Raw genomic sequence first — 22,421 nt, 5'->3', positions numbered from 1 at the left:
ACAAGATTCTTCAGCTAAACAAACGCAGTGCGCGGGTGGAACCGGCGGGAATATCGGCCGCTTCCATTTCCTGGTAAAACTCCTGCACCTGGCCGGCGATCTCGGCCAGGGCCGCGTCGGACAAGGCCTGGTTGTAGTCGTCGACGATGGTCGCGTCCAGGCGGCCCACCAGCGCACGCGCGCAGGCGACCATGGCGCCAAAACCGTCACGCGCCGGCGCCACGCAAGGCACGTCGAGCAGCAGGGTCAGGCGTGGCGTGGTTTCCTCGGCCAGGGTGACATTGGTCGACAGCGAGAACAGATGGCCGCCCTGGCCGTCCGGCATCACGAAGCGGCCGTCGGGGCGCACGTCGAAGCCCTGCTTTTCCAGCGCGACGAGCAAAGTGGAAATCGCCCATGGCGCGCCATTGGTATGCAGGTTGACGCCCAACTGGGCGTCGTGGCCGGCCACGAAGCGGTGCAGATTGCGCGCTTCGGCCATTACTTCCATCATGTCGGGCACTTCCGGCTCGGCGCCGATATCGTCGGCCACCACGCGCAGGCGCGTGACCAGTTCCGAGTATTCCAGTTCATTGAGGGCCGTGCTGCGGCTGGCCAGCTGCACCCCGCCCTGCATTTTCGTGTACACGCCGCCGTGCGTGATCGGCTCCCAGTCGCCGTTGACGTGCAGGCCGATGAAGTGCACCGGCTTGTTGCCCACCAGGCGCAAGGTTTGCAGCACCGGCAGGATTTTTTCGCCGCGCACCGGCGCTTCCAGCGACAGCGGCAGCAGGCAATCGATCAGCGGATCGACCAGGCTGGTGGCCAGTTCGCTGGCGGCGCTGTTTTCCTGCGAGGGCGATGGCACGGTGTCAAGGCCGTAGGCGGTATCGCCCTGCCCCACTTCATCGGCAAATACGGCCGGCGCGGAAGGAGCGGCGCCAAACGATGGCTCGGTCTTGGCGGCCGGCGCGGACGCGCTGTCCAGGCGCGGTTCCTGACGCAGCACCGGTTCGGCATGTGCTGTCGGTGCAGGCGCCTCGCCTTCGCGCATAAGCACGTCGTCGTGGTCGCTGGAAAAAGCGCGCTCGACGCTTTTCTTGGCCTTGTACTCCTGCCATTTATTGTAGGAGAACACGGCGACGATAAAGACGCCGCCGGCGCCGAACAAGGTAATTTGAAGGTCTGTCATGCTGCTTGTGCCTCGGTAGCAAAATTTGCGGCGGACTCCATGTCCACCGCCACGATGCGCGATACGCCCTGCTCCTGCATCGTCACACCGATCAATTGATGGGCCATTTCCATCGCAATCTTGTTATGCGAAATGAAAAGGAATTGGGTCTGGTCGGACATGCGCTTGACCATGCGGCAAAAGCGTTCCGTGTTCGAATCGTCCAGCGGCGCATCGACTTCGTCGAGCAGGCAAAACGGCGCCGGGTTCAGGCGGAACATGGAAAACACCAGTGCGGTCGCGGTCAGCGCTTTCTCACCACCTGACAGCAGGTGGATGGTGGCATTTTTCTTGCCCGGAGGCTGCGCCATTACTTGTACACCGGAATCGAGAATTTCGTCGCCCGTCATGGTCAATCTCGCTTGCCCGCCGCCGAACAGGATCGGGAACAGTTCGGAAAAATGATGGTTGACTTTGTCGAACGTGTCTTGCAGCAGGTCGCGCGTTTCCTTGTCGATCTTGTGGATCGCGTCTTCCAGCGTGTTGATCGCTTCGGTCAGGTCGGCATTCTGGGCGTCGAGGAAATTCTTGCGCTCGGACGCCTGGGCCAGTTCGTCCAGTGCGGCCAGGTTGACCGCGCCCAGCGCCGTGATGGCATTGGTGATGCGCGTGACTTCGCCCTGCAGGTAGGACGGGCGCATGTCCGGGTGCAGTTTTTCCGTCAGGGCCGCTTCGTCGGCGCCGGACTCCAGCAGTTGCTGGGCGAACTGTTCCTGGTTCAGGCGCGCGGCCTGTTCCTTCAGCTGCATTTCCATGATCTTGTCACGCTGCGGCTGCAAGCTGCGCTCGGACTGCGTGCGCCCGTCCTCAAGCAGACGCAGCTGCTGGGTGACCTGGTCGAGCTCATGGCGCGCGTCGGCCAGCGCTTTTTCCTGGCTGGTGCGGCGCTCAAGCAAATCCTGCAAGCCGTCATTGGCAGCGCCGCTTTCCAGGTTGGCCAGTTCCAGTTGGCCGGCCTGCAGGCTGGCCGTCACCTGCTGCGCCTGGGTGCTGGCGGTAGCGATATTGCGGCGCAATTCCTCGATGCGGGTGCGCTGCGATTTTTCCGCGTATTCCGTATCCTTGGCGGCGCGTTCCAGGTCGCGCAAGGCGTCGCGCGCTTCGGACAACAGTTGCTCCTTGCGCAGGAAGTCGGTCTGGCCGTTTTCGTGTTCTTCCTGCAGATTGCCCAGCTCCATGTCGAGTTGTTCGAATTTTTCTTCCGATTCCATCTTGATCTGCTGCTGTTCGGCTTCCTGGGCGGCGATTTCCGCCAGATCCGCACCGATCTGGGTGCTGCGCTGGTTGAAACGCGCCTCGACCTCGGACAGTTTCACCACGTCCAGTTGCAAGGTATGTACCGAGGACGTCAGCTGCTGCATGCGCAGGCGCAGGTCGGACAGGTTGCGCGTGAGGCTGGCCACGGCCGCATCGGCGCGCACCGAACGGGCGCGCGCTTCTTCGGCCAGCAGCTGCTGGGCGCGCAACTGCTTGCCGATATTGTCGATTTCCTGCTGGCGTCCCAGCATGCCTTCCTGTTCCGAGTCGGCCGCGTAAAAACGCACGCTGCCGCTGGTAACCACGTGGCCCGCACGCGTGACGAAATAGCCGCCCGGCGGCAGCTTGCTGCGCTCCGCCAAAGCTTCGGCCGCGTCTTCGACCGCATAGGCGTTATGCAGCCAGTCCTGCAGCAGGCCGCGCAAGCCCGGGTCATTGAGTTTCAGCAGGTTCAAAAATGGTTTCAGGCCAGGCACATCCGGCAGCGGCAGCGGCGGCACGGTCGACGGCGCATACAGGGCCAGCTTGGCCGGCGGCGCGTCGGCAAAGAAGGCCTTGGCCCAGTCGATATTGGACAGCTGCAAGGCCGAGGTGCGCTCGCGCAGGATGGACTCCATCGCCGCTTCCCAGCCCGCTTCGATCTGCAGCTTTTGCCACAGCCGCGGCAAGGTGTCGAGTTCGTGTTTTTTCAGCCAGGGCTGGACCTTGCCCTGGGTCTGCACCCGTTCCTGCAACTGTTTCAAGGCCGACAGGCGCGCTTCGAGCTGGGCGTTGGCCGCTGTTTCGGCATTGACCTGGGCCTGCGCCTCGCTGCGCTCCTGCTCCAGCTTGGGCTGCTGTTCCAGCGCCTCTTCCAGGTAAAAACCCTGCTCCTCCAGCGTCTGCTGCTTTTCTTCCAGTTGCAGTTTCAGGTTTTCCAGGTGGCTGCTGTCGGGCAGGCTCAAGCTGTTTTTTTCCTGCTGCAGGCGCTCGCGGCGCGTGAGCAGGCTGTTGAGGATATTCGAGGCATTGCGCTGGTGCGCCGATTCCAGTTCCAGCTGCTGCTGCGCCTGCATGATCTTCGCGCGCGATTCCGTGCTCTTGTGCTGGGCCGCGCGCCAGGCGGCGTCGAGTTCGGGCAATTGCTCGCCCTTCTGCTCGGCCATCATCTGCGACTGCTCGACCTTGGCGGCCAGTTCTTCAAGCTGGAATTCGGCTTCCTCGATCTGCTCCTGGTATTCGCTGCCCTGGCTGCTCCACTGGTCGCGCTGGGCCGTCAAGGTGGCCAGTTGCGCCTGCAGGCGCGCGCGCGATTCGATCACGAACTTGATCTGCGCTTCCAGGCTGCCGATTTCCGCGTTTGTCTGGTACAGATGGCCTTGCGCCGTATGCAGACGGTCGCCGACGGCAAAGTGAGCCTGGCGCATCTGTTCCAGGGTCAGTTCCACGTTGCGCAGCTTGGCCGTCTGCTCTTCCAGGTCGGTCTGCGCCTGCTCGACTTCGCGGAAGTAGCGCGTCTGCTCGCTTTGCGCTTCGTTCTTGCGCAGCAGCCACAGCAGCTTCTGCTTTTCTTCCTGGTCGGCCTGCAAGGCGTGGAAACGGGTAGCCACGGCCGCCTGCGCTTCGAGCTTTTCCAGGTTGGCGTTCAGTTCGCGCAGGATGTCTTCCACCCGCAGCAGGTTTTCGCGCGTGTCCTGCAAGCGGTTTTCGGTCTCGCGCCGGCGTTCCTTGTATTTCGATACGCCGGCCGCTTCTTCGAGGAACACGCGCAGCTCTTCCGGGCGCGATTCGATAATGCGCGAAATCATGCCCTGACCGATGATGGCGTAGGCGCGCGGCCCCAGGCCGGTGCCGAGGAAAATATCCTGGATATCGCGCCGGCGCACCGGCTGGCTGTTGATGTAGTAGGTGGAAGTGCCGTCGCGCGTCAGGGTGCGCTTGACGGCGATCTCGGCATACTGGCCCCACTGGCCAGAAGCCTTGCCGTCGTTATTGTCGAACACCAGTTCGACCGAGGCGCGCCCGGCTGGTTTGCGATGGGTGGAACCGTTGAAGATCACGTCCTGCATCGATTCGCCGCGCAACTCCGACGCTTTCGACTCGCCCAGCACCCAGCGCACGGCGTCGATGATGTTCGACTTGCCGCAGCCATTCGGTCCGACCACGCCTACCAGCTGGCCCGGCACCTGGAAATTGGTGGGGTCGACGAAAGACTTAAACCCCGACAACTTGATGGAAGAGAGACGCACGTGTTTTAAAGTTCCTGCCTATGCTGGCGGTTATCGGTGACGGCAATGCGGAACCAGGCCCATGCATTGCCACCATCGCAAAAAAGTGGCCCATCATACCATTTGCCATGCTTTTTCTGGCCAAAAAACCGCAGTCCGTGCCGCCTGCTCAGGGGCGGCCGGCCAGTTGCCAGTCGGCACGCGAAAAAACCCGCTCATGACCAGACAGCGCCAGCGCGATTTTCTGCAGCCAGTCTTCGGTCGGCATCGGCTCGGCCTTGAAGGTAATGAGCACCATCAAGGCCAGGCTGGCCAGCGCCAGGGCATGGCTGACGGCAAAATTGACGGCCCCGCGCGCGCGCCACATGAAGCCGAACGCCACCGCCAGCCCCAGCACGCAGCCGCTGACCGCTTCGGACACGCTGTGCGCATGCACCACCACGCGCGACACCGCCACCAGCACGGCATAGGCCACGCCCAGCATCACGCCGGCATGGCGCCAGGGGCGCGGCGCGCGCTGCAGTATCACGTACATCAGCACCGGAAAGACGGCGCCGGCGCGCATGGCGTGTCCGCTGAAACCCGTAAAATCATAGGCCGCACTACCGATGCCCCAGCCGATGAAGGCCAGCTTGGACAGCACCACCAGCAACATGCCGCCGCCGTACCACAAGCTCCAGCTGAGTACCAGCCGCCATTGTTTCGACACCAGCAGCCAGACGGCGATGGCCACGCCAGCCGGCCCCAGCACCGCCATGTCGGCCGTAAAAGAAATTGCATTCCAGTTCATCGTCACTGCGCTCGTTTAAGTTCAGGCTGCACTATGCCACGACTGGCAAGGTCCAGGCCGCGGTTTTCAAGAATCCAGCCCGGACTATTACATCCGATTACATTTGATCAGGTTATTTCCGGCAAGAAAGCAGGCCAAATCCTACATGGCGTCAAGCAGTGTTCCGATAGTCGCACTCATGCTTGCCGCGCATCATGCCTTACCGGCACACATCAGCCAAGGGGAGCTGGCCCGGTATCTCTGGCGCCCCTTTACCGATGCGCTCCGGCGCAGGATTTTTCGTGACTCTTTTATTTCTCAAAGGAAATATGATGAAATCGAATCAAAAAAGCGATCAAGGCAACAAGCAATCCGGCAGTGGCAACAAGCAGTCCGGCAACGCTACCCAGGGCAGCAAACAGGGCGGCACCCACGAACAGCACGTGGAAGCTGGCCGCCAGAGCCATAAAAACGACGGCAACAAGCAGTCGGGCAGCGGCGGCAGCAAAAGCGGCAAATAAGGGCTTGCCCTGATGGCGCAAGCCACAGGCAAGACTTGAAAAAAGGCCTGGACCGGCATGCCGGTCCAGGCCTTTTTTACATGCTCAGATGTTCGTCAGGCGCTTGCCCTTGGGAATTTCGAAATCGCGAATCGCTTCGACCATGCCGACCGTCAGCGCCTGCTCGGCCGTCAGGTGCAGGTCGGAATATGCATGCACCAGCCACTGCTCTTCGCTCAACGCCACGTGGCTGCGCAGGATGCGTTCGGTGCGCTGATCGTCGGCCCGCAAGCCTTCGACAATGATGCTGAGGGCATCGGGGCGCGCGCCGGGCGAGGCCGTGGCATGCGACTTGTGCACCATGAAGCGCGCCGTGTCGCTGGCATAGCGCTGCTGCCCGGAAAGAAACAGGGTGACGGCGATCGAGGCGACGGCGCCGGTGTTGTAGGTCACCAGCTTGATCGGCAGCTTGCTTAAAAAGTTGTACAGGCAGATGCCGTCGCTGACATAGCCGCCGTTCGACTGGATCAGGATATGCGCGGTGGTCAGCTTGTCTTCGGTCATGTCGGCCACGGCGTCGAAGACGCGGCGCACCATATCGCTGTTGACGTCGCCGGACAAGGTAAACCAGCCGTGCTGCTCGATGTTGTTATGGCTTTCACTCATGGTAATCACTCTTCGATGGGGACGGTGATGATGGCAATGAGCATAGCAAATTTCCGCGCCGGCCGCCGTCTCGCTGACCGCGTGCGCAACACTCTTACACCCAGGAAATATCAGGCTGCAAGCACTGTTTTGGTGCGTGCCGGCTGGCGGTTTACAGATTGACAGAAAACCCCCACTGGCATATATTCCCACCACTTGATCGGGAGAGGGCAAACTCGCGTTGCCGCCGAAGGGGCACTACCCAAAAACTCTCAGGCAAAAGGACCGATCAGGCGAGGCGCAACGATGGCAATGGCCATGCTGCGGCTCAACTCTGGAGAGCGGCCGCGGCACTTGCCGGCGGCCCACCGAAGGGGCGCACGGAGCTTTTTCTCCGTAATCTCTCAGGTACCAAGGACAGGGGGGTGATGTTCACGCTGGAAAGCCGTGTCGGCCAGTCCATGCTGTGTGCTGTTAACTGTACTGTTAACCCTCCCTTTCACCTTCGTCCCGAGGAATCAATGACGCTCAACGCTACCCCACTCAATAACGCCCACCGTGCCAGCGGCGCCCGCATGGTCGATTTCGGCGGCTGGGACATGCCTGTCAACTATGGTTCGCAAATCGAAGAGCATCACGCCGTGCGCAGCGACGCCGGCATGTTCGACGTGTCGCACATGTGCGTGGTCGATATCGAAGGCCCGAACGCGCGCACCTTTTTGCGCGGCCTGCTGGCCAACAATGTCGACAAGCTGCAAGTGTCGGGCAAGGCGCTGTATTCGTGCATGCTGAACCCCGAAGGCACCGTCATCGACGACCTGATCGTCTACTTCTTCAACGAAAACTGGTTCCGCCTGGTAGTCAACGCCGGCACCGCCGAAAAAGACGTGGCCTGGATGCAGCAGCAAAACGCCGCCACCAACAGCGCCTTGACGATCACCGAGCGCCGCAGCGCGAACAATCCGATGGCGCTGGTCGCGGTGCAGGGCCCGAACGCACGCGCCAAGTTATGGCAGGTGCTGCCGGAAACCCAGGGCGCGTCCGAAGCGATCAAGCCCTTCAACGCCGTCATCGTCAAGGACACGCCATTTGGCGAAGTGATGCTGGCGCGTACCGGCTACACCGGCGAGGACGGTTTTGAAATCGGCGTGGCGGCGACACAGGTCGAAGCACTGTGGAACGCGCTGGCGGCCGCCGGCGTGAAGCCGGCTGGCCTGGGCGCGCGCGACACCCTGCGCCTGGAAGCGGGCATGAATCTGTACGGCCAGGACATGGACGAAAGCGTCAACCCGCTCGACGCCGGCCTGGCGTGGACCATCGACCTGGTCAGCGAACGCGACTTCATCGGCAAATCCGCCTTGCTGGCAAAAGGCCAGAACGCGCAATTCGTCGGCCTTATCCTGCGTGAAAAAGGCGGCGTGCTGCGCGCCCACCAAAAAGTCATCGTTGCCGGCAATGAAGCCACCGGCGAAATCACCAGCGGCACCTTCAGCCCGTCGATGCAGGAAGCGATCGCGCTGGCGCGCGTGCCGAACGGCGTCAATGTGGGCGACACCGTGCAGGTGGAAATCCGTGGCAAGCAGCTGGCCGCATCGGTAGTCAAGCTGCCTTTCGTGCGTAACGGTAAAATCCTGGTTGCGTAAGGTATAGAGCCAGCCGCACCGACCGATCCAATATAACCAATAACCGAACATTTACCCTCTGGAGCCACACATGAATATTCCTGCAGACCTGAAGTACACCGCCTCCCACGAATGGGTACGCCTGGAAGCGGACGGCACCGTCACCGTCGGCATTACCGAGTACGCACAGGATGCACTGGGCGATATCGTGTTCGTCGAACTGCCTGACGTCGGCGCCACCTTCACCGCCGGCGACGACGCCGCCGTGGTGGAATCGGTCAAGGCCGCCAGCGACATCTACGCACCGGTCTCGGGCGAAGTCACGGCCGTCAACGACGACGTGGTGAACGCACCGGAATCGATCAACGCCGACGCCTACGCCAACTGGCTGTTCAAGATCAAGCCGGCCGATGTATCGTCGCTGGACGGCCTGCTGGACGCCGCCGCGTATGGCGCCGCCACCGACGCGTAATCACGCTTGACCACGGGCCGCCTTAGCGGCCCGTCTGTTTTCCCTCTACCTCCCGGTTTTTTCAGTCTTTTTGGCCTCTATACCATGACCCGCACCAGCCTGACCCAACTCGAAGCACGCGATGCCTTCATCGCCCGCCATATCGGCCCCTCCCCTTCCGAACAGGAAGCCATGCTTTCCACGCTGGGTTATGCCTCGCGCGCCGCGCTGATCGATGCGCTGGTGCCGGCCAATATCCGCAACCAGGGCGCACTGCCGCTGGGCGCCTACTCGCAGCCGATGCCGGAACAGGAAGCCCTGTCGCGCCTGAAAGCCATCGCCGGCAAGAACCAGGTATTGAAGTCCCTGATCGGCCAGGGCTATTACAACACCTTCACGCCAGGGGTAGTGCTGCGCAATATCTTTGAAAACCCGGCGTGGTACACCGCCTACACCCCTTACCAGCCAGAGATTTCGCAGGGCCGCCTGGAAGCGATTTTGAACTTCCAGCAAGTGATCACCGACCTGACCGGCATGGGCATCGCCAACGCCTCGATGCTGGACGAAGGCACGGCCGCCGCCGAAGCGATGACCCTGATCCAGCGCGTAGGCAAGTCGAAATCGAACGTCTTGTATGTCGCCAGCGACGTGCTGCCGCAAACGCTGGAAGTGGTGCAAACGCGCGCCCAGCCGATCGGCATCGAAGTGCGCGTCTTTAAACCTGAAGAGATTGAAGCGCTGGACGACTGCTTTGGCGTGCTGCTGCAATACCCGGGCGTCAATGGCGTGGTGCGCGATTATCGCGCCGGCGTCGAAAAACTGCACGCCAGCGGCGCCATGGTGATCGTCGCGGCCGACCTGCTGGCCTTGACCATGCTCACGCCGCCGGGCGAATGGGGCGCCGACGTGGTAGTGGGCAACAGCCAGCGCTTTGGCGTGCCGCTCGGTTTCGGCGGCCCGCACGCCGGCTACTTGTCCACCCGCGACGCCTTCAAGCGCAATATGTCGGGCCGCCTGGTGGGCGTGACCGTCGATGCGCAAGGCAACAAAGCGTATCGTTTGGCGCTGCAAACGCGCGAACAGCATATCCGCCGCGAAAAAGCCACGTCCAACATCTGTACCGCGCAAGTGCTGCTGGCCGTGATGGCCTCGATGTACGCCGTGTATCACGGCCCGGTGGGCCTCTTGCAGATCGCCAAGCGCGTGCATCGCTTCACCGGCGTGCTGGCGGCCAACCTGAAAACCCTGGGCTACACCGTCGCCAACGAAACCTATTTCGACACCCTGACGATCCAGGTTGCCGATGCCGAAGCACTGCACACGACCGCAATTGCCCACGGCGTCAACCTGCGCAAGATCGACGCCCGGCATGTCGGCCTGTCGCTCGATGAAACCACCACGCGCGACGATATCGCGCTGCTGTGGACGGTGTTTGCGCAAGGCGTGGCCAACGCCCCTGCCGCACCAAACCTGGACGACGTGGAAGCTTCGGTGGAAAGCGCGCTGCCGGCTAACCTGGCGCGCGAGAGTGCCTACCTGACGCACCCGGTCTTCAACAGCTATCACTCGGAACACGAAATGCTGCGCTACCTGCGCAGCCTGGCCGACAAGGACCTGGCGCTGGACCGCACCATGATCCCGCTCGGCTCATGCACCATGAAACTGAACGCGACGTCCGAAATGATCCCGGTCACCTGGCCCGAGTTCTCGAACATCCACCCGTTCGCCCCGGACGCGCAAACCGTCGGCTACCGCGAGATGATTTCGCAACTGGAAGAAATGCTGTGCGCGCTGACCGGCTACGCGGCCGTATCGCTGCAGCCAAACGCCGGCTCGCAGGGCGAGTACGCGGGCCTCCTGGTGATCAAGGCATATCACGAATCGCGCGGCGAAGGCCACCGCAATATCTGCCTGATTCCATCGTCGGCGCACGGCACCAACCCGGCCTCGGCCAATATGGTCGGCATGCAGGTGGTCGTCACCAGCTGCGACGCCAACGGCAACGTCGACCTGGCGGACCTGAAAGCCAAGGCTGAAAAACACAGCGCCAACCTGGCCTGCGTGATGGTCACCTACCCGTCCACCCACGGCGTGTTCGAAGAAGGCATCCAGGAACTGTGCGAAATCATTCACTCGCACGGCGGCCAGGTCTACATCGACGGCGCCAACATGAACGCGCTGGTCGGCGTGGCAGCACCCGGCTCGTTTGGCGGCGACGTCTCGCACCTGAACCTGCACAAGACCTTCTGCATCCCGCACGGCGGTGGCGGACCAGGCGTGGGCCCGATCGGCGTTGGCGCCCACCTGGCAAAATTCCTGCCGAACCAGCGCTCTTCCGGTTACCAGCGTGACGCTTCCGGCATCGGCGCGGTCAGCGCCGCACCATTCGGCTCGGCCAGCATCCTGCCGATCTCGTGGATGTATATCGCCATGATGGGCGCCGAAGGCCTGACGGCAGCGACCGAGACGGCGATCCTGGCCGCCAACTACATCGCGCGCCGCCTGTCGCCGCACTATCCGGTGCTGTACACGGGCCACGACGGCCTGGTCGCCCACGAGTGCATCCTGGACCTGCGCCCGATCACCGACGCCACCGGCATCAGCAACGAAGACGTGGCCAAGCGTTTGATGGACTTCGGTTTCCATGCGCCGACCATGAGCTTCCCGGTACCGGGTACGTTGATGATCGAGCCGACCGAAAGCGAATCGAAGGTCGAGATCGACCGCTTCATCGACGCCATGATCGCGATACGCCAGGAGATCGCCAAGGTCGCCAGCGGTGAATTCGACCACGACGACAATCCGCTGAAACACGCGCCGCACACGGCGCAGGTGCTACTGGCCGACGACTGGACCCGCAAGTACAGCCGCACGGTGGCCGCCTACCCGGTCGCCTCGCTGCGCGAGCGCAAGTACTGGCCGCCGGTGGGCCGTGCCGACAACGTCTACGGCGACCGCAACCTGTTCTGCGGCTGCGCGCCGATCAGTTCGTACGAAGAAGAGTAAACGCGTAGCGCCCGTCTTGACGGGCGCTACGGTACACACCAGGGCAGGCCGCGCGGCCTGCCTTTTTTATTGGCCGTCCGGATTATAAAAAATCACTTCCAGCGCCTCCCCAAAGCGTGGCGTATCGACCGGGTCGACCAGGTACACGGCGTTGACCCGGTCATGCCGGGTGTGGGCACGCACGCAACGCCGGGCGCTGCGCCATTCATACACCACGCGGCCTAGATCCCAGTCATCGTAGTCAACCGGCATGCCGAGCAACTGGAAAACATCGTCCAGCGGCCGCTCGGCCAGGTTCTTGACGCCGCGAAAATAAATCTCCGCCACCTCGGCGCTCGCCACTTCCGGATATGTGTTTGCCATATGCCTCCTCCTTGCTCAGATAATAACCGAATTATCTTGACGAGGTTTCACATGTCAGATAATGTTGACACATGAAATTAAAAACGCCACCACCGAGCGGAGACCAGTTGCTGGCCATGCTGGCCGCGCTGTCGAATCCGCACCGCCTGCGCATCGTGGCGGCGCTGCAGTCGGGCGGACGCAATTACGTCAGCCAGCTGGCGCGCGAGATGGGCATTAGCCGCCCGCTGCTGCATCTGCATCTGCAAAAGCTGCAGGATGCCGGCCTGGTCAGCAGCCAGCTCGAGTTGTCCGCGGATGGCAAGGCCCTGAATTTTTTTGAAGTCAGCGACTTCGAGCTGGCCATCACGCCGGCGATGATCGCCGCAGCGGTGCAGTCCCTGTCCACCCATCCTGAATAGAAAGCCCATCATGTCCGAACACATTTATCTGGTCACGATCTTCATGCTGCCGGTGACGGTGCTGCTGATCTTCGGCATGCGCTACCTGGCGCGCACCAAGGAAGCGAAGCTGCGCCACGAAAGCGACGAGTCCTGGCGCCAACTGGCCGAGCGCAGCATCGCCGCGCAGGCTGAAACGGCGGCTGCGCTGGCGGACCTGAAGACGCGCATCGTAACGATTGAAAAAATCCTGAAAGCAGTCGAGTAAGCCCCCAACCCAAGGAGCCTCATCATGCACGCCGTATCGCTGACCCGTTTGTATCTGCTGCGCACCGTCTACCTGATTATCGCCGTCGGCCTGGGCCTGGTGATCTGGCCCGGCATGCTTCATCACGAGCAGCCCTGGAGCATGATGCAGGGCTTCGTCAACTGCATGCTGGCCGCCCTCGGCCTGCTGTGCGCGCTCGGCATCCGCTATCCGCTGCAGATGCTGCCGGTGCTGCTGTGGGAGCTGACCTGGAAAACGCTGTGGCTGATCGTCGTCGCGCTGCCGGCCTGGCGCGCAGGCCCGCTGGAACCGGCCATGCTGGAGAACCTGTTTGCGGTCGGCGTGGTGGTGATCATCCCGATCGCCATGCCATGGTGCTATGTGATCAAGAAATACCTGAAGCAGCCGGGCGACCGCTGGACGCGGTCGGCACCGTCGGCTGGCTGACACTGCTTTTATTGAAATGTCACAGCGCCAGCATCGCCGCGCCCGGCACGGCCAGCGCGCCGGCTACCACGCCCAACAGCACCACGTCGCGCCGCTCGCCGCGCGCGCGATTCGTGCTCCAGGCAGCAAACAGCAGGGCTGCGGCGATACCACTGAGCAAAATTCCGAATTGCATCATATCCATTCTCCTGATTAACGCTTGATTAAAAATGTAGCTACCTACCGGTAGGCAGTAAGTGTACAATAAAATCGGTCAACGCAGGGCCGGCTGGTATCATGGCGAGCGTCGGCGCGCGCCGAACCGCTCTCACAACGATATTTACCAGCCACTCCATGAAGAAACGCTCGGCTTCGGCCGATAACATCTGCGCCGTCGCCGTCGCGCACTTTTCCGAACACGGCTACGACGCTTCGTCCCTCAACGATATCGCCGAACTGGCCGGCATGCGCAAGGCCTCGCTGTACTCGCACTTCAGCGGCAAGGACGCGCTGTTCCTGGCCGTGTTCGACGATGCCCTGGCCCAGGAGCAGGCCTTCATGGACAGCTGCTTTGCCGATGAAGCAAGCCGGTTTGCCAGCGGCGGCCAGCAGGCCGGCTCGCTGTATTGCGACCGCATGGCCGAGCGCTACGCCGCTTCGGCCCATCTGCGCTTCCTGCTGCGCACCGCCTACCTGCCGCCGGCAACGCTGCGGGTGCAGGTGGGCGCCGGCTTCGAAGCGCTGCTGGTGCAATTGCTGCAGCACTACGTGGCCAGCCTGGGCCGCCTGGCCCCGGCCCTGCCGTCGGCGCGCATCGAACTGTATTCGCAAGCGTATCTGGGCATCGTCGACAGCCTGCACGTGGAACTGATCTACGCCGGCGGCGCCGCCCTGCAGCAGCGCCACGCGGCGCTGTGGCAGATATTGTCCGATTCGCTGTCGATTCAATCTTTTTAACCTCCTGAAAGACCCCATGAAACACAGCCTGCTTGCCCTTCTGCTGTTCAGCGCTTTCAACGTCCAGGCGGCACCCTCGCAGACCGACCGCCAGCAACTGGAACAGGTGGTGGAAACCTTCCGCTTGTCTCTGATCAACAAGGACAAGGCCAGCTTCATGAAGCTGCTGTACAGCGAGACCATCCCCTGGATCGGCGTGGTCAAGGACAAGAGCATGAACATGATCGAAGACCGGGGCGACAAGGTCAGCAAGATCACGCCGGGCGCCAGCGCCGTCAAGTTCATCGATGCCATCGTCAGCGACACGGAAGCGATCGAAGAGAAATTCGACAATGTGCGCATCGATAGCGACGGCGATATCGCCCAGGTCTACTTCGACTACAACTTCAACCGTGGTGACTACCGCTCCAACTGGGGCCAGGAAGCGTGGCAACTGGTGCGCACCACGCAAGGCTGGAAGATCAATTCGGTGATCTGGTCGATGGAATTCAACCCGCAAAAGCCGCCGAAAAAAGCACTGTAATTACGCCGAGGCTTTTTGCACCATCGCCAGCGGCGCTGGCGCCGGTGCCAGCTCTTCCTCTTCCGGCTGCTGGTACAGCGCCCGCATTTCCGCCGCCGTCGATTCGCCGTTGAGCACGCGCTGCAGGCGTTCGCGGTCCAGCGCCCCCACCCACCTGGCAATCGCCAGCGTGCCCACCGCATTGCCGATGGTGTTGGTGATCGAGCGCGCTTCGGACATGAAGCGGTCCACGCCCAGCAGCAGCACCATGCCGGCCACCGGAATCGTGCCCAGCGAGGCCAGCGTCGCCGCCAGGGTAATGAAGCCGGAGCCGGTGACGCCGGCCGAGCCCTTGGAGGTGAGCATCAGCACGCCCAGCACGATGAACTGGTCCATCATGGACAGCGGCGTATTGGTGGCCTGGGCGATAAAGATGGCCGCCATCGTGTAATAAATGCACTGGCCGTCCGGGTTGAAGGTAACGCCAGCCGGTATCACCAGGCCCACCACCGGTTTCGAGACGCCGGCATGTTCGAGTTTGCGCATCAGTTGCGGCACCACCGATTCCGACGAGCTGGTGCCGAGCACGGTGAACAGTTCTTCCTTGATATAGCGCAGGAATTTGTACAGGCTGAAGCCCGAGGCGCGTGCAACCGAGCCCAGCACCACGAAGACGAACATGGCGCAGGTCAGGTACATGGCGCCCATCAGCTGGCCCAGCGACAGCAGCGAACCGAGGCCATATTTGCCCACCGTAAAGGCGATCGCGCCAAACGCGGCCAGTGGCGCCACGCGCATGATCATGCCGACGATAATGAACATGCTGTTGCAGAACGCTTCGAGGAAATCGACCACCGGCTTGGCACGCCGTCCCATGTGCGACAGGGCGATGCCGAACAGGGTGGCAAACACCAGGATCTGCAAAATATCATTCTTGGCCAGCGCATCGACCACGCTGACGGGCACCATGTGCAGCACGAAGTCGACAAAGCTGTGCGAAGACTTGGCGGCCGCTGCCGTATAGCTGGCGATGCTGCTGGTATCGAGCGAGGCGGCATCGATATTCATGCCCACGCCCGGCTTGGCGAGGTTGACGACAATCAGGCCCAGCGCCAGCGCCAGGGTCGACATCACTTCAAAATAAATCAGCGCACGGGCGCCGACGCGGCCCAGTTCCTTCATGCTTTCCATCTTGGCGATACCCAGCACCACCATGGCGAAAATCACGGGCGCAAACACCATCTTGATCAGGCGGATAAAGCCGTCGCCCAGCGGCTTGAAGTCCGTGCCGAGCGCCGGTGAAAAATAGCCGAGCAGGCCGCCGGCGAGCACGCCGATCAGCACCTGCACGTACAGCTTGCCAAAGATACGTTTGAACATGCTTGTCTCCTGATATGGTTGCCTTGCAAGCACCCCTGCCGGCTCTGCGTCCGGTCAGGGGCACCGTCCTTACGCCGCCTGCAATTGCGTGGCCGTAGCCAGGAAGTCGCAGACGGCACGCGTCACCTGCGCCGTGGTGGCATTGCCGCCCAGGTCGCGCGTATGCAGGGCCGGATTGGCCGTCACGTGTTCGATCGCCTGCATGACTTGTTTGGCGGCGTCCAGCTCGCCCAGGTGTTCCAGCAGCATCGCCACCGACCAGAAGGTGCCGACCGGATTGGCCAGGCCCTTGCCCATGATGTCAAAGGCCGAACCGTGGATCGGTTCGAACATCGACGGGTAGCGGCGCTCGGGATCGATATTGCCGGTCGGCGCGATGCCCAGGCTGCCAGCCAGGGCGGCGGCCAGGTCGCTGAGAATATCGGCATGCAGGTTGGTGGCAACGATGGTGTCGAGCGTGGCCGGACGATTGACCATGCGCGCGGTGGCGGCGTCGACCAGTTCCTTGTCCCAGCTAACGTCAGGAAAATCGCGCGACACTTCCACGGCGATTTCATCCCACATCACCATCGCATGGCGCTGGGCATTGCTCTTGGTAATCACGGTCAGCAGTTTGCGCGGCCGCGACTGCGCCAGCCTGAACGCATAGCGCAGGATGCGCTCGACGCCGACGCGTGTCATCATCGATACATCGGTGGCCGCCTCGATCGGATGGCCCTGGTGCACGCGCCCGCCCACGCCCGAATATTCGCCTTCCGAGTTTTCGCGCACGATGACCCAGTTCAGGTCTTCCTGCGCGCAGCGCTTGAGCGGGCCGTCGATGCCGGGCAGGATGCGGGTCGGGCGCACATTGGCATACTGGTCGAAGCCCTGGCAGATTTTCAGGCGCAGGCCCCACAGGGTGATATGGTCGGCGATGTCAGGGTCGCCGGCCGAGCCGAACAGGATGGCGTCCTTGCCGCGCAGCGCATCGAGGCCATCGACCGGCATCATCACGCCATGCTGGCGGTAGTAGTCGCCGCCCCAGCCGAAGTCTTCAAAGGCAAACTTGAAAGTGCTGCTGCCGGCGGCCAGCGCGGCCAGTACCTGCTGGCCGGCCGGTACGACTTCCTTGCCGATGCCGTCGCCTGGAATGGTGGCAATGTTGTAGGTTTTCATGGGGTGTCTCCTGGAATAAGGTGGTAGTGACACCACTCTACGCGGTGGACGCCACGTGCAAGGCCCGCTAAACTCAATCCATTGTTAACCTCCAACTCCACAATCATGAGCAATGGATTCCAGCCGGCCGAACTGGGCTTTATCGTCACCTTGTCCAGCGCCGGCAGCCTGAGCGGCGCCGCGCGCGAGCTGGGCATCACCACCTCGGCCGTCAGCAAGCGGCTGTCCGTCATCGAAGCACGGCTCGGCGTGCCGCTGGTGAACCGCACCACGCGGCGCATGAGCATGACGCCGGAAGGCGAAGTGTTGCTGGAACATGCGCGCCGCATCCTGGCCGAGATTGCCGAGCTCGACCAATTGCTGGGCGCCTCGAAAAGTGCGCCGAAAGGACAGCTGCGCGTCAACGCCACCCTGGGCTTTGGCCGCCTGCATATCGCGCCGGCAATTTCCAGGTATGTGCTGCGCTACCCGGAAGTGGACGTGCAGCTGCAGCTGTCGGTCGACCCGCCGGCGCTGACCGACGACCAGTTCGACGTCTGCATCCGCTTCGGCGCGCCAGCCGACACGCGCGTGATCGCCAAACGGCTCGCGTCCAACCGCCGCCTGCTGTGCGCGTCGCCGGCCTACCTGGCGAAACATGGCGAGCCGAAGTCGCCGGCGGACCTGCGCCGGCATAACTGCATCAGCATCCGCCAGGGCGACGAAGCATATGGACTATGGAGGCTGTACGGCAGCAAGGAAGCCGAGCGCGATGCGCAGGCCGTCAAAGTGCGCGGCAACCTGGCTACCAACGATGGCGAGATCGCGGTGAACTGGGCGCTGGACGGCCACGGCATCCTGATGCGCGCCGAATGGGATATCGAACGCTACCTGGAGACCGGCCGGCTGGTGCACGTACTGCCCGGCTACCGCACGCCGGACGCCGATATCTACGCCGTGTATCCGCAGCGGCAGCAACTGTCGGCGCGGATACGGACGTTTGTGGGATTTTTGGGGGAAACGTTCGCGCGCTTCGCGCCGGCCGTATAGCCAGGCCAGGCCTGGCTTGCCGGTTACTGTGGCCGCAGGCCAAACGCCATGTCCCCCTCCATGCTCAGCACCATGCACCACGCATAATCGGCCGCCACGAAATAGTGGTGCTGCGGAATCGACAACAGCGCTTCCAGGTGCAGGGCAAACATGCTGACTGGCGCCAGCAGGGCAAAATCGATGGCGCTGTCGCCCAGATACACGGCCTGGCCGTCCAAACCGTGCAGCGCCACCATCGCCCGGAAAAAATCGCCGCTGGCGGCCAGTTGACGATCAGGGCAATTTTTGCGGCGCTCGATCGCCCCAGCTACCGCGCTCCACCGTATTTTGGAGCCGGCAACGGGATAGCGTTGCGCCAGCCTGGCAAAATAGCCGGCGCTGTCGGCATCGGCCACCATGGTCCCGGCCAGCAGCGGGCCGTGCAGGTGCTTCAATAGTTCCGCTTCAAAGTAATTTTCCACCTTGTCCATTACTGTCATCCTCTTCGTTCACATTACGCTTCGGTAATGTAGCCCATCTTTGCTTGACCTTGCCAAGCTGCACTTTTATCATGCGTCCATTATTCATTTTACGGAGTCCCACGTGAGTACTTGTTCCAGTGACAGTAGTCGATCTTGTATCGACAATTAATCCCGGCAAGCACGCGACTCTTCCGCCGCGCCTTGCCGAGCAAGGTGCGGTTTGCAACAGGTTTCCCTGCTGCGCACTTCCTCCCTGACCATTGATTGTCCTGACGGACGGCGCTGAGCCCGACCGTGGGTGCGGCTTGTTGCCGCCCTCCCGGCGACAAGTCTCGCCTGATCTCCCTGCAAACACAGGAGTCGGTGATGATCTGGTATCAAACGTTACAACGCAATTTACAACGCAAGACGCAACTGCCAGCACTGGCGCTGGGCCTGCTGCTGGCCGCGCCCGATGCGCCCGCCGGCCGCCCCCTGACGGTCGATGACGCCGGCATTGCCGACTTCGGCAACTGCCAGCTGGAAAGCTGGGTTGAGACCAGCGCTGGCAAGTCGGCTGCCTGGGCCATGCCGGCCTGTAATTTCACCGGCAACTGGGAACTGGCGCTGGGCGCCGCATCCCTGCCCACAGAACAAAGGCGCCGCAGCGCCACCGTCCTGCAAGGCAAGACAGTGCTGCGCCCACTTGCGGACAACAGCTGGGGCGCCGGCCTGGTGCTGGCGCGGCAAGCGGGTGCGCAGGCGGCCACCAGTATCAACCTGCCTGTCAGCCTGGCCTGGCAAGGCCAGGACACGTTGCTGCACGCCAACCTGGGCGCAATCCGCCCGCACGGCGCACGGACGGCCGCCACCTGGGGCCTGGCGCTGGAACGGCAGTTCGGTGAGTTCACCGGCATCAGCCTGGAACGCTTTGGCCAGCATGGCGACAGTGCCACCACCTCCGTCGGCTGGCGCCGCGCCATCGTGCCCGGCCGCTTGCAGCTGGACGCCAGCTGGGGCCGCAAGTCGGGCCAGCCGCGCAGCGATACCTGGTCGCTGGGCCTGGTCTGGACCGGCGCGCCATTGCAATAAATAAACACATCCTGAATCAATCCCTAGCCTGAAAGGAAGAGCCATGACCCTCTTCACCCGTCTGTTCGAATCGTTCCTGCGCAAGCGCCACACGGCAGGCCACTTCCGCCGCCAGGCCATGCCTTTGGAAAACAGCACTGCGCGCGCCGTGCCCGACCACCTGGCGCGCCAGTTGCTGGACGCCGCCAGCGAAGCCCTGCCAGGCGCACTGGCGCGCCTGGCCACGCGAGAAGCGGGCCTGTCCGACGACGAAGCGCAAGCCGTGCTGGCGCAGACCGGCCCCAACGAAGTCGAACACGAAAAGCCGCTGGCCTGGTACCAGCATCTGTGGCTGTGCTACAAGAATCCATTCAACCTGCTGCTGACGGTGCTGGCGATCGTTTCCTACCTGACCGAAGACGCCAAGGCAACCATCGTCATCGGCAGCATGGTAGTGCTGTCGACCTTGCTGCGCTTCGTGCAGGAAGGCCGTTCGAACCGCGCCGCCGAGCGCCTCAAAGCGATGGTCGGCAATACCGCCACCGTGCTGCGCGGTGGCAAACAGGTGGAACTGCCGATCCGCGCACTGGTGCAGGGCGACATTATCGTGCTGTCGGCCGGCGACATGATCCCCGCCGACTGCCGCTTGCTCACTGCCAAGGACCTGTTTGTCAGCCAGTCGGCGATGACGGGCGAATCGTTGCCGGTGGAAAAAATGGCCGAGCTCGCTGATGGCGAAAACAAGAACCCGATGGACCTGGCCAACCTGCTGTTCATGGGCACCAACGTGATTTCGGGCGCGGCCACGGCGCTGGTGCTGGCCACCGGCAACCGCACCTATTTTGGCGCGATTGCCACCCGCGTCACGGCCACCGAACGCACGCCGACCGCGTTCGAAGCTGGCGTCAACAGCGTCAGCTGGCTGCTGATCCGCTTTGCGCTGGTGATGGCGCCGCTGGTGTTTTTGATCAACGGCTGGACCAAGGGCGACTGGATGGAGGCGTTCCTGTTCGCGCTGTCGGTGGCGGTGGGCCTGACACCGGAAATGCTGCCGATGATCGTCACAAGCACCCTGGCCAAGGGCGCGGTCAAGCTGGCAAAGAAGAAAGTGGTGGTCAAGCGCCTCGATGCGATCCAGAACTTCGGCGCCATGGACGTGCTGTGCACCGACAAGACCGGCACCCTGACACAGGACAAAATCGTGCTCGAGCGCCATACCGACGTGTTCGGCCAGCCATCCGACGAGGTGCTGCGCTTTGCTTACCTGAACAGCCACTACCAGACCGGCCTGAAAAACCTGCTCGACCGCGCCGTGCTCGACCATGTGCAGCTGCAGACCGAAATGCAACTGGCGCGCGACTATGTGAAGGTCGATGAAATTCCGTTTGATTTCGTGCGCCGCCGCATGTCGGTGGTAGTGTCCGAACGCAATGACCATCACGAACTGATCTGCAAGGGCGCGGTCGAGGAAATGCTGGCCGCCTGCAGCCATCTGCGCCTGGACGGCGTCGACGTGCCGCTCGATACCGCCTTGCTCGACCGTGTGCTGGCCACCACCCACGGCCTGAATGCCGAAGGCTTGCGCGTGGTCGCCGTCGGCGTCAAGGAAGTGCCGCCGCACAAAACCGTGTATGGCGTAGCCGATGAAACCGCGCTGACCCTGATCGGCTATGTGGCCTTTCTCGATCCGCCGAAGGAATCGACGGCGCCGGCCCTGCGCGCGCTCAAGGAGCATGGTGTGACGGTGAAAGTGCTGACCGGCGACAACCACCTGGTAACGGCGAAAATTTGCCGCGAAGTGGGCCTGGCGGTGCGCGGCGTGCTGCAGGGACCAGAACTGGACGACATGGACGACGCGCAAGTGGCGCAGGCAGCCGAAAACCATACCGTGTTTGCCAAGCTCAGCCCGCTGCACAAGGAGCGCCTGGTGCGCGCCCTGCGCGGCAACGGCCATATCGTCGGCTTCATGGGCGATGGCATCAACGACGCGCCCGCCCTGCGCGCGGCCGATATCGGCATCTCGGTCGATTCGGCCGTCGATATCGCCAAGGAAGCGGCCGACATCATCCTGCTGGAAAAAAGCCTGATGGTGCTTGAAGAAGGCGTGCTCGAAGGCCGGCGCACCTTCAGCAACATGCTCAAATATATCCGCATGACGGCCAGCTCGAATTTCGGCAATGTGTTTTCGGTACTGGTGGCCAGCGCTTTTCTGCCGTTCCTGCCGATGCTGCCGCTGCATCTGCTGGTGCAGAACCTGCTGTACGACGTGTCGCAGATCGCGATTCCATTCGACAATGTCGATGCCGAACTGATCCAGCAGCCACTGAGCTGGAACCCGCGCGATATCGGCCGCTTCATGGTGTTTTTCGGCCCCTTGAGCTCGATCTTCGACATCAGCACCTTTGTCTTGATGTGGCATGTGTTCGGCGCCAATACGCCGGCGCAGCAAACCCTGTTCCAGTCGGGCTGGTTTGTCGTCGGCCTGTTGACGCAGACCCTGATCGTGCACCTGATCCGCACGCCCAAGCTGCCCTTTATCGACAGCATCGCCTCGGTGCCGCTGCTGGTGGCAACCACGGCCATCATGGCGGTCGGCGTGTTCCTGCCGATGGGGCCGCTGGCCAGCTACTTCAAGCTGCAGGCGCTGCCGTTGGCCTACTTCCCGTGGCTGCTGGCCATCCTGGTTGCCTACACGGTGCTGACGACACTGATGAAACGCGTTTATCTGCGTAAATTCGGCTGGCAATAGTATGATGTGCCGCTTGTAACCATTCCTGAAA

The 22,421-nt window shown here is 62.4% G+C and carries 21 protein-coding genes and 2 riboswitches; of the genes, 12 read left to right on the top strand and 9 right to left on the bottom strand.

What is annotated here, in order from left to right:
- Positions 1-10 precede the first annotated feature (10 nt).
- The 3 genes from AC0Z42_RS04125 to AC0Z42_RS04115 all read right to left on the bottom strand — a co-directional run bounded on the left by AC0Z42_RS04125 (position 11) and on the right by AC0Z42_RS04115 (position 5,464).
- Positions 11-1,171, bottom strand: coding sequence for a cell division protein ZipA C-terminal FtsZ-binding domain-containing protein (locus AC0Z42_RS04125; RefSeq protein WP_485466976.1), 1,161 nt, complete (start codon positions 1,169-1,171; stop codon positions 11-13).
- On the bottom strand, positions 1,168-4,695 hold the full coding sequence (gene smc / locus AC0Z42_RS04120) for a chromosome segregation protein SMC (protein WP_485466975.1): 3,528 nt from the start codon (positions 4,693-4,695) through the stop codon (positions 1,168-1,170). Before smc ends, AC0Z42_RS04125 begins: the two co-directional genes overlap by 4 nt.
- Before the next feature lie 148 nt (positions 4,696-4,843).
- Positions 4,844-5,464 (bottom strand): phosphatase PAP2 family protein, encoded by a 621-nt coding sequence (locus tag AC0Z42_RS04115; RefSeq protein ID WP_485466974.1) that lies wholly within the window; start codon positions 5,462-5,464, stop codon positions 4,844-4,846.
- 194 nt (positions 5,465-5,658) lie between these two features.
- Between AC0Z42_RS04115 and AC0Z42_RS04110 the strand changes: the two genes are divergently transcribed.
- Positions 5,659-5,964, top strand: a complete 306-nt coding sequence (locus AC0Z42_RS04110) for a hypothetical protein (RefSeq protein ID WP_485466973.1) — start codon at positions 5,659-5,661, stop codon at positions 5,962-5,964.
- A gap of 84 nt (positions 5,965-6,048) precedes the next feature.
- Here the strand turns inward: AC0Z42_RS04110 and AC0Z42_RS04105 are convergent, their stop codons facing one another.
- Entirely contained in the window at positions 6,049-6,609 is a 561-nt protein-coding gene (locus tag AC0Z42_RS04105; RefSeq protein WP_485466972.1) for an ATP-dependent Clp protease proteolytic subunit, read from the bottom strand.
- A gap of 190 nt (positions 6,610-6,799) precedes the next feature.
- Positions 6,800-6,886: riboswitch (glycine riboswitch) on the top strand.
- A 26-nt stretch (positions 6,887-6,912) separates the two neighbouring features.
- Positions 6,913-7,019, top strand: a riboswitch (glycine riboswitch).
- Between the two features lie 90 nt (positions 7,020-7,109).
- On the opposite strand from AC0Z42_RS04105, the gene gcvT reads away from it, so the two are divergent.
- The 3 genes from gcvT to gcvP all read left to right on the top strand — a co-directional run bounded on the left by gcvT (position 7,110) and on the right by gcvP (position 11,667).
- On the top strand, positions 7,110-8,231 hold the full coding sequence (gene gcvT / locus AC0Z42_RS04100) for a glycine cleavage system aminomethyltransferase GcvT (RefSeq protein WP_485466971.1): 1,122 nt from the start codon (positions 7,110-7,112) through the stop codon (positions 8,229-8,231).
- 70 nt (positions 8,232-8,301) lie between these two features.
- Complete coding sequence (gcvH, locus tag AC0Z42_RS04095; RefSeq protein ID WP_485466970.1) at positions 8,302-8,682, top strand: glycine cleavage system protein GcvH; 381 nt, start codon at positions 8,302-8,304, stop codon at positions 8,680-8,682.
- 84 nt (positions 8,683-8,766) lie between these two features.
- Positions 8,767-11,667: an aminomethyl-transferring glycine dehydrogenase gene (gene gcvP / locus AC0Z42_RS04090; RefSeq protein ID WP_485466969.1), complete on the top strand. Its 2,901-nt coding sequence runs from the start codon at positions 8,767-8,769 to the stop codon at positions 11,665-11,667.
- Between the two features lie 66 nt (positions 11,668-11,733).
- Here the strand turns inward: gcvP and AC0Z42_RS04085 are convergent, their stop codons facing one another.
- Positions 11,734-12,030 (bottom strand): hypothetical protein, encoded by a 297-nt coding sequence (locus AC0Z42_RS04085; protein WP_485466968.1) that lies wholly within the window; start codon positions 12,028-12,030, stop codon positions 11,734-11,736.
- A 71-nt stretch (positions 12,031-12,101) separates the two neighbouring features.
- Between AC0Z42_RS04085 and AC0Z42_RS04080 the strand changes: the two genes are divergently transcribed.
- Genes AC0Z42_RS04080 through AC0Z42_RS04070 form a run of 3 tightly spaced genes read left to right on the top strand, consistent with a single transcriptional unit; the run spans position 12,102 to position 13,125 of the window.
- Positions 12,102-12,431 carry an ArsR/SmtB family transcription factor gene (locus AC0Z42_RS04080; RefSeq protein ID WP_485466967.1) on the top strand — a complete coding sequence of 110 codons (330 nt, stop codon included), beginning with the start codon at positions 12,102-12,104 and terminating at the stop codon, positions 12,429-12,431.
- Positions 12,432-12,441: 10 nt separating this feature from the next.
- Complete coding sequence (locus AC0Z42_RS04075) at positions 12,442-12,678, top strand: hypothetical protein (RefSeq protein WP_485466966.1); 237 nt, start codon at positions 12,442-12,444, stop codon at positions 12,676-12,678.
- 24 nt (positions 12,679-12,702) lie between these two features.
- Positions 12,703-13,125: a hypothetical protein gene (locus tag AC0Z42_RS04070; RefSeq protein WP_485466965.1), complete on the top strand. Its 423-nt coding sequence runs from the start codon at positions 12,703-12,705 to the stop codon at positions 13,123-13,125.
- A gap of 19 nt (positions 13,126-13,144) precedes the next feature.
- Here the strand turns inward: AC0Z42_RS04070 and AC0Z42_RS04065 are convergent, their stop codons facing one another.
- Complete coding sequence (locus tag AC0Z42_RS04065; protein ID WP_308920478.1) at positions 13,145-13,303, bottom strand: hypothetical protein; 159 nt, start codon at positions 13,301-13,303, stop codon at positions 13,145-13,147.
- Positions 13,304-13,458: 155 nt separating this feature from the next.
- Here AC0Z42_RS04065 and AC0Z42_RS04060 point away from each other — a divergent pair, with 155 nt between their 5' ends.
- Both AC0Z42_RS04060 and AC0Z42_RS04055 read left to right on the top strand, forming a co-directional pair.
- Complete coding sequence (locus AC0Z42_RS04060; protein WP_485466964.1) at positions 13,459-14,061, top strand: TetR/AcrR family transcriptional regulator; 603 nt, start codon at positions 13,459-13,461, stop codon at positions 14,059-14,061.
- A gap of 16 nt (positions 14,062-14,077) precedes the next feature.
- Entirely contained in the window at positions 14,078-14,584 is a 507-nt protein-coding gene (locus tag AC0Z42_RS04055) for a nuclear transport factor 2 family protein (protein WP_485466963.1), read from the top strand.
- Here the strand turns inward: AC0Z42_RS04055 and AC0Z42_RS04050 are convergent, their stop codons facing one another.
- Complete coding sequence (locus AC0Z42_RS04050) at positions 14,585-15,943, bottom strand: dicarboxylate/amino acid:cation symporter (protein ID WP_485466962.1); 1,359 nt, start codon at positions 15,941-15,943, stop codon at positions 14,585-14,587.
- A gap of 69 nt (positions 15,944-16,012) precedes the next feature.
- Complete coding sequence (locus tag AC0Z42_RS04045) at positions 16,013-17,101, bottom strand: tartrate dehydrogenase (RefSeq protein WP_485466961.1); 1,089 nt, start codon at positions 17,099-17,101, stop codon at positions 16,013-16,015.
- Between the two features lie 105 nt (positions 17,102-17,206).
- On the opposite strand from AC0Z42_RS04045, the gene AC0Z42_RS04040 reads away from it, so the two are divergent.
- The gene (locus AC0Z42_RS04040) at positions 17,207-18,130 is read left to right on the top strand and encodes a LysR substrate-binding domain-containing protein (RefSeq protein WP_485466960.1); all 924 of its coding nucleotides are present in this window, start codon (positions 17,207-17,209) and stop codon (positions 18,128-18,130) included.
- Between the two features lie 23 nt (positions 18,131-18,153).
- Here the strand turns inward: AC0Z42_RS04040 and AC0Z42_RS04035 are convergent, their stop codons facing one another.
- Positions 18,154-18,600: a hypothetical protein gene (locus AC0Z42_RS04035; RefSeq protein ID WP_485466959.1), complete on the bottom strand. Its 447-nt coding sequence runs from the start codon at positions 18,598-18,600 to the stop codon at positions 18,154-18,156.
- 357 nt (positions 18,601-18,957) lie between these two features.
- Between AC0Z42_RS04035 and AC0Z42_RS04030 the strand changes: the two genes are divergently transcribed.
- Positions 18,958-19,662 carry a hypothetical protein gene (locus tag AC0Z42_RS04030; RefSeq protein WP_485466958.1) on the top strand — a complete coding sequence of 235 codons (705 nt, stop codon included), beginning with the start codon at positions 18,958-18,960 and terminating at the stop codon, positions 19,660-19,662.
- A gap of 43 nt (positions 19,663-19,705) precedes the next feature.
- Positions 19,706-22,390 (top strand): magnesium-translocating P-type ATPase, encoded by a 2,685-nt coding sequence (gene mgtA / locus AC0Z42_RS04025; RefSeq protein WP_485466957.1) that lies wholly within the window; start codon positions 19,706-19,708, stop codon positions 22,388-22,390.
- The last annotated feature ends 31 nt before the right edge of the window (positions 22,391-22,421 follow it).

Source organism: Janthinobacterium sp. 1L-D-8-B-C4, from assembly GCF_057291295.1.
Note: the sequence above shows the minus strand (reverse complement) of the source record. Positions and strands in the feature narration are given on the sequence as shown.